The 7,377-nt window shown below is 61.7% G+C and carries 7 protein-coding genes; 1 reads left to right on the top strand and 6 read right to left on the bottom strand.

Going from position 1 to position 7,377, the window contains the following annotated elements:
• Positions 1-38: 38 nt before the first annotated feature.
• The 4 genes from J6525_RS24410 to J6525_RS24425 are packed head-to-tail and all read right to left on the bottom strand — an operon-like array spanning position 39 to position 3,152.
• Complete coding sequence (locus J6525_RS24410; protein WP_225646608.1) at positions 39-1,745, bottom strand: arylsulfatase; 1,707 nt, start codon at positions 1,743-1,745, stop codon at positions 39-41.
• Positions 1,745-2,719, bottom strand: coding sequence for a formylglycine-generating enzyme family protein (locus J6525_RS24415; protein ID WP_225646609.1), 975 nt, complete (start codon positions 2,717-2,719; stop codon positions 1,745-1,747). The genes J6525_RS24410 and J6525_RS24415 overlap by 1 nt, the downstream gene beginning before the upstream one ends.
• On the bottom strand, positions 2,716-2,874 hold the full coding sequence (locus J6525_RS24420; RefSeq protein ID WP_225646610.1) for a hypothetical protein: 159 nt from the start codon (positions 2,872-2,874) through the stop codon (positions 2,716-2,718). The genes J6525_RS24415 and J6525_RS24420 overlap by 4 nt, the downstream gene beginning before the upstream one ends.
• 32 nt (positions 2,875-2,906) lie before the next feature.
• Complete coding sequence (locus tag J6525_RS24425) at positions 2,907-3,152, bottom strand: hypothetical protein (protein WP_225646611.1); 246 nt, start codon at positions 3,150-3,152, stop codon at positions 2,907-2,909.
• A gap of 224 nt (positions 3,153-3,376) precedes the next feature.
• On the opposite strand from J6525_RS24425, the gene J6525_RS24430 reads away from it, so the two are divergent.
• On the top strand, positions 3,377-5,209 hold the full coding sequence (locus tag J6525_RS24430; RefSeq protein ID WP_225646612.1) for a tetratricopeptide repeat protein: 1,833 nt from the start codon (positions 3,377-3,379) through the stop codon (positions 5,207-5,209).
• Between the two features lie 138 nt (positions 5,210-5,347).
• On the opposite strand, the gene J6525_RS24435 is transcribed toward J6525_RS24430, so the two are convergent.
• Both J6525_RS24435 and J6525_RS24440 read right to left on the bottom strand, forming a co-directional pair.
• On the bottom strand, positions 5,348-5,584 hold the full coding sequence (locus J6525_RS24435; RefSeq protein ID WP_125459201.1) for a hypothetical protein: 237 nt from the start codon (positions 5,582-5,584) through the stop codon (positions 5,348-5,350).
• Between the two features lie 771 nt (positions 5,585-6,355).
• Positions 6,356-7,377 (bottom strand): autotransporter family protein (locus tag J6525_RS24440; protein WP_225646613.1); only part of this gene is annotated, 1,022 nt, incomplete at its 5' end.

Here is a 7,377-nt window from a genome sequence, read left to right on the forward strand (position 1 = left end):
ACGACCCCCGAGAGTGGGGGCCGCTCCATTTGCATCGATCAGTTGCCTGTGGGCAAGCCGATCTGGAAGCCGTCCTTGGCGAGTTGATCCCTGAAGAACGCGAAGCGCTCATATTGCTGGATGGTGATCGGTCCCGCGTAGGTCTCGCTCTGAATCTTCCGTGGCGGATACTTCACATAGGTCTGCATCAGATCCTTGATCGCGGCATTGATCGAAACCAAGGACCACGTGTGCTCGGTGTAGTTGTTCATGAAGATGTCGTAGCGCTCCTGCGGGTCCTGCCAGAGATCGAAGACCTGCGGAACGGTCGCCACATAGGACTCCGGTCCCTTCCAGCCGAGGTTGCTGTCGACCGCCAGACCGCCGGTCTTTGCGCCGTTGTCGCCGCGCAGATTGAACACCGCCTTGTAGTTGCCGACACGGGCTGCGCCAGGCGAGAGCTCGGATTCCGTGAAATAGAACCAGTTCTTGCGCTCGGGCTTCCCGGTTCCGAACAGGATCGGCGACATGTCGATGCTGTCGAAGATGATGGGCTTACCCTCGCGATCGTTCTCCGGCAGCTTCACGCCGGCGAGCTTTGCGAAGGTTGCCATGTAATCGAGGCCGCCGACGATGTCGGAATTCTTCGTGCCGGCCTTGATGCCTGGGCCCCATGCAAGGGACGGGACGCGGTTGCCGCCCTCGCGAACCGTGCCCTTGGTGCCGCGGAACGGTGTGTAGCCGGCGTCCGGATAGACGTCCTGCCAGGCGCCGTTGTCCGTCGTCCAGAACACATAGGTGTTCTTGTCGAGGCCGAGGGACCGCACCTTGTCCATGATACGGCCGATCCGCGTGTCGTTCTCGACCACAGAGTCGGCGTACTTGCTCTTGGACATCGACTTGCCCTGGAATTCGGGCGCCGGCATGTTGGGCTGGTGCACCTTCATGAAGTTGATGCTCATGAAGAACGGGCCCGATGACTTGTTGCGGTCCAGATACTCAAGCGAGGCCTTCTCGACGTAGTCGTCGAAGAAGGGAATGCCGACCACGCCCTTGTCCGGCGTGTTGACGTACTGGCCGTTGATCTTGAAATCCTCCTTCGCCGGCTGCCCGGCATTTCCGGAAAGTGCGCCTTTGGTGACCTTCTCGAACATCGCCCGGAGTTCGGGGTCCATGTCGGGAAACCAGGTCGGATCGGCGTAGGTGTAGGCATTGAGATGATAAAGGCCGGCATACTTCATCTCGTCGTAGCCTTGCGCGCTCGGCAACGCATAGTCGGCCTCGCCAAGGTGCCATTTGCCCGTGAAGAACGTTTTGTAACCGCCGGTCTTCAAAACCGAGGCAAGCGTCCATTCCGCCGCCGGCATGCCGCCGCCCTGGCCCTGGAACGCGACGGTCGTCATACCGCTGCGATTTGGAATCCGGCCGGTTTGCACCGCGGCACGTCCAGGCGTGCAACTCGGCTGTGCATAGAAGGACATGAATTGCAGTCCTTCATTCGCGAGACGATCGATGCTCGGGGTGGGCATGCCACGATTTTCACCGCCGCCATAGGGGCCGGAGTCCCCGTAACCAAAGTCATCCGACAGGATCAGGATGATGTTCGGCTTTGCTCCACCGGCAGAGGATGACGGCTGCGGGGCGGTCGCCTGCGCTTGCGCAGTTTGGACGGGCGCCATGGCCGAGAAGGCGGCAATGGTGGCAAGCGAGCTGGAGGCCGCGAGCAGGTTGCGGCGGCTAACGGCTTCTGTTGTCTTCTCAGTCATCACTTTCTCCCTGAACGTGTAATGCAGCGAAATCCGAGATGGCTGGTCGACGTATCGATCGGCTCGGCATGGCGCGCCGCCGGTCGATAGCGCCGGCAATAGTTCGGCGCGCAGAGATGCGAGCCGCCCTTGATCACCTTGCGCGGTATCCTGCTGAGCGGCAGCGACGGATCGTGGCTGTCATGCTCGCAGCCGCCCCGCGGGTTCTGGGGAATGCAGCAAGCCTTCTTTGCATCGGCGCGGTGTTTCGGAGCCCACCAGTCGCTGGTCCACTCCCAGACATTGCCGATCATGTCGAACACGCCATAGCCGTTCGGCGGATAGGCCATCACAGGCGAAGTGCGCGCATGGCCGTCCTCGCACCGGTTCTCGAACGGAAAGTGACCTTGCCACGTATTCGCTTGATGCACGCCGCCCGGCACTAACTCATCGCCCCAGGCATATTCAGCACCATCGAGGCCGCCGCGCGCAGCCAACTCCCACTCCGCTTCGGTCGGCAGGTCCTTGCCGGCCCATCGGGCGTAGGCCAACGCGTCGGCGTATGCGATATGGACGACCGGATGGTCGTCGAGCAATTTGATGTTGCTCTTGGGGCCGTAGGGATGCCGCCAGCTCGCGCCCTTGAGCAGTGTCCACCATTGGCTGTAGTCGCGCAGATCGACCGGGTGATCCGGCGGCGTGAAGACCAGCGAGCCGGTGAAGAGCATGTGCGGGAGCGCATCCGGATAGTCCTTGGGATCCGGAGCGACCTCGGCGAAGGTGACGTGGCCCGTGGCACGCACGAACTGCTTGAATTGCCGGTTCGTCACCGGCGTGCGGTCGATCCAGAACCCGTCGACGCTCACCATGTGGGACGGCGCTTCTTCCGGATAATGCCGATCCGATCCCATGCGAAACGTGCCGCCGGGAATGAAGACGCTGTCTGACGCGCCGGTTTCGTCCACGCTCGCGACCGGTCTCTCGGCAATATTCAAGAAGGTTGCCTCCAGTTACTCGTTGCGGCCGATTGCGTGTTTGTCGGTTCGGCGGCCTCGCTGCGCAGGTCCTGTGTCTGACCGATCGCACCACGCAGCATGCCCGCGGCAAGCACGCCTGATATCGAAAGGTTGATAAGAATCGTATCGTTCACGCACTGCTCCAGTTATGCGAACGCCCCCTCGATCACGGCCGGTTCAGGTGAACCAGGGCCTCGGCTTCCAGTTCGGCAACAAGCCGTTCGTAATCCGCGGCCTTCCGACTTCCTTCGCGGTCGCCTTGCTTTGCCGCTTGTTGCCAACGACGAAGCGCTTTCACAGCTTCGTCATAATCTGCGCAAATGGCTCTAAACTGCGCGTCGCGATTGAAGCAGCGCCGAATGTCAAGTTCGCGCAGCGGAAAGCGGGTCACAATCGCGCGGAACGCCTCCATGATGAACTCGCTTGTGGCCGACGTGACCTTTGCTGCTGGTCCATCGGGGCTTCAAGGTACGAACATGTTCGTACACGGCGCGACGCTCGTTGAGCGCGCTGTCTCAGGCGCGACGGCTTCAAGGCCGATGCGACCAGCTGTCGCTACGGTCGGGAACTCATTGTTCTGATGATTGAAAGCTGTCGCGTCAGCGCCGGCTGCTTGCTTCGCTTACGAGTTGCAACATGTACTGGGAAGGCCTACCGTCGATCGACGATTGGGGTTGCCGGTTGATGCCTGATGTACCCTTCGCTCACGATGCCGTCATCGGCTCATCCGAGGTCCCGCGTCGTGATGATTCCGCGGTGCCGCCGGCGCATGTAGCGAAAGAGCTGGACCGCATCCTCTCGAGTCCGCATTTCCAGGCGAGCGAACGGCGGCAAGCTTTCCTTCGTTTCATTGTCGACGAGACGCTTGCAGGCCGCGCTGAAAGCCTGAAGGGCTACACAATTGCCTTGGCCGTGTTTCGGCGCGACCATTCTTTCGATCCCCAGGCTGACCCTGTCGTCCGTCTTGAAGCTCGACGATTGCGCCGCGACCTCGATAGCTACTACGTGGATTCGGGCCGGGATGATCCGGTACGCATCACAATTCCAAAAGGCTCCTATGTGCCCCATTTTGAGTGGCACAAGATGCATATTGCCGACGCTCCATCTCGCGAACCAGCCCTCGACCTCCACGATCGTTCGACAACTGCTGCTACACGTGCGAATTGGACGGCCAAACTTGCCATCAGGCGCTATGCGCCCGTCGCTGCCGCGCTGGCAGCCGGCATGGTGGCTTGGATATGGCTTGCAGCAAGAGCGCCTCCGTCCCCAATGACGCCACGCGAACCCGCGGTCCTGGTGATGCCATTCGAGCCGCTAACTTCCGGGGAGAACGCGCGGCTCTTCGCCATCGGCATGGGACAGGAACTGACCAGCAACCTGTTTCGATTCGGAGGATTCCGGCTCTACACGTCGCCCCCGAACGGGTCCTCCGCAAAAGGCGACGAAGCGCCCCAAACTGGTCGTCCTCTCGGTGCTTCCTATGTCGTCCGTGGAAGCGTTCAAACGAGCGCCGAAGAAGTGCAAGTCACAACGACCGTCTTCAACGCCGAGAACGACGAGATCGTATGGATGCGGACATATGCTCGACCGTTCGATCCCCAGTCGCTCATGAATGTCCAGCGCGAGCTCGCAAGCGAAATCGCAACCGTCGTCGGCCAATCCTACGGCGTGGTTAGAAACGACATTCGCGCGGCCCCACCGCGGAATATGGAAAGCTATCTGTGCGTCCTGCGCGCTCAGGCCTATCGCAGCACTTTCCGGCGCGTCGACTTCGATCCGGCCATGCAGTGTCTTCAGCAAACCGTTCAGCGGGATCCGCAGTATAGCGATTCATGGGCCATGCTTGGATGGCTGCATCTCGACGCCGGACGGTTGGGCTATTCAGCCGACGGCAATCCGCAAACGGAGTATGACAAGGCCCTTGACGCAACGTCGCGCGCCATCGCCCTGCAGCCGAACAGTCCCCTGGCGCTGAAGGCCCTGGCTGCGGCCTACCATTTCACGGGACGTTACGCCGATAGTGATCGCATCAGCCATCTGGCGATCGACCTCAACCCCAACGATCCCGACATCCTCGCCCAATTCGGCTGGCGTCTTGCCATCCGCGGGAACTTCTCGGAAGGCGTGCCGATGCTCAAACGCGCCGTCGAGCGCACGTTGCATCCGCCAGCCTGGTATCTTCATTTCATCGCGGTCGACCTTTACTTGAAGGGTGAATACAAGCAGATGCTCGACGTCGCCGAGACGGCATCGTTGCGCGATTCCGGATTCAGCCAACTATTGATCGCGATGGCGAATACAGAGCTGGGACGCCGCGATGCGACCCAAGCAGCCTTGAAAGGAATGTCGCGGTACAAAGCGTTGGCCGATGATCCGGCCGGCTTCTTGCGCCGCAACGGAGCCGCCGATCAGGTTGTCGACGTTCTCATGACCGGATTGCGCAAAGCCCAGGCTCTCGCCGCAAGCTGACGTTCCCTGCAGTTTCGGCGCCGCTCAGGCGGCATCTTCAGCTTTCGACGGCCATGCCGCCGTCGTCGTTTTTCACTGCGCATGGAATAGACCGCCCGAAGGCGGCCTTCCATGGGTTAGCGGAAACCAAAGCGATGCTTACGGGCGAATGCCGTTCTTCCGCGCGCAATCCCGATAGGCGGAATAGCCCGCCGAGTTTCGGGCGGCAGTCGCCCCGCTTGTCATGTTCGCACCGCCGGCGGCAGCGGCTTCATTCGCCTGCCTGAAGCATTCAGCACGAATTGCATCGACATTCTTGCCACTATTCTTCGGAGCCGCATTTGCCGGAACCGCGACGAGTAAAACCAGCGCGCCAAGCACTCCTGTCTTCCACATGGTCGTCTCCCTGTAGTGGACCAGCTGCCGTACCGGCCCGCCAATCCTGCTGCGCCGGCACGTGGGCATCAGCATTGTTTCACGCGGGGAGGTCATCAAGGTACGAACACGTTCGTACCTGCCTTGCGCAGCCGAGGTCCAAAGGATCGAGCTCGGCATTGGCGCTCGCTGCGCTTGCCTCCGAAGCCGCGACGCGCTGCTTTGGACGTGCATTCGGTTCTGAACATGCAGTTTGTGCCAGCGTGACACGTAGTTGAACCAACGGAACGAAGCTCGTTCAGCGGGATTGATCGGGACACCCTTGTAAGGAGTCCGGAAATGCGACCAACCAAGGCTTTGCTGGTTCTCAGCTTCATCGCATCTGCAGCAATGATACTTCCCTATGACGCACAGGCCCGGCCCGGAGCCGGCGCTCGAGCGGCTCACTTCCACGGCGGAGGAATGCGGCCTGGTTGGCACGGCGGCGGCACGCGATGGCATGGCGGTGGCTGGCACGGCGGCGGCGCGCGTTGGGCCGGCCGCGGATATTATCGCGGTGGCCGTTACTATGGAGGCGGTTGGGGCGCCGGAGCTGCCGCAGCCGGTTTGGCGACTGGCGCAGCCATCGGAGCCGCGACGGCCTACAACTCCTGCTATCAGACGCGAAACGTTTGGAACGGTTACGCATATGTTCAGCAAAGCGTGAGGGTCTGTTAGGCATCGCCTCGTCCGCTATGCCTGCGCGCGTGCGTTTCGCCGACCCCGTCTGGGCCGGCGTCACGCCCTCGCGCGCTACCAGTTAACGCGCAGTCCGGCTTTTCCGCTGTAAGAGAAGCCGCCACCGTCAAACCGGCTCTGATAGGAAGCGTTGGCATAAAGCGACGTGGTCGACGTGACCTGTCCGCTGATGCCGGCATTGATCTCGCCCCACAGGCCGCCGAGGCTGGCCTGGAACGGAACGAAGCCGGTGTCCGACGAGAACAACGTTTTCGGGTTGCCGAGGAATTCGTTCCACAGGCTCGGACGGATCCAGGCCGTCAGCGTACGCGGACTGTCATCGACCGCCCATGTTCGGCCAAATCGGGCACCGATCCGGGTGGCGAGCGAATCCACGTCCGCAAAGCGGATTTGCGCCGCGATGTCGCTGGCGTCGTTGATGTGGATGTTCTGATACACCAGTTGCGCCTGCGGCTCGATGAAGAAGCCGCCGGCGAACTTGAAGGGATAGCCGCCTTCCACCGACGCAGCCCCACCCTGAGCGCCGGTCTTCAGCGCCGGAATGCCGCGATTTGCGCTGCTCGTGATGTCGTAGAACGTGCCTTGCAGGATCGAGTCGATGTACCAGCCGGTCGGCCCGAAATGTGTCCAGTAGCCACCGAGCGTGTAGGCCGCGAAGTCGCTGTCACCCATCTGGCCATCGAAATGGCTGACCCTTCCCCACGCGCTGCCAACCGCAAAATACGCCCCCGCCTGGTCGCGGGAACCATCGGGATGGTCGTGTCGATAGAAATCCATGCCGGCCTGCAATGCCAGGAAGCTGTAGGAAAAGTGCGGGCCGGCCGCGCCGCCGAGCACACCAAGGCTGTCGCCCTGATGCACGCCGTTGACCCCAAGCACGCGGCCCCATCCGACCCTGGCGTTCTCGGGATTGGCGCGGAAGCGTTCGTCCTCCTCCTCGCCCACGCGTTCATGCAGCGTGTCGAGCAGGCTGCGTCCGTACAATAGCGTCATCGACGGAATTGCCGCGTAGAGCGACGTCTCCTCGCGGTAGTCGGGAATATCGCCGCCGCCACCGTCGGCTCCACCGCCACCGC

It is taken from the genome of Bradyrhizobium australafricanum, assembly GCF_020329495.1.
GTDB lineage: Bacteria > Pseudomonadota > Alphaproteobacteria > Rhizobiales > Xanthobacteraceae > Bradyrhizobium > Bradyrhizobium australafricanum.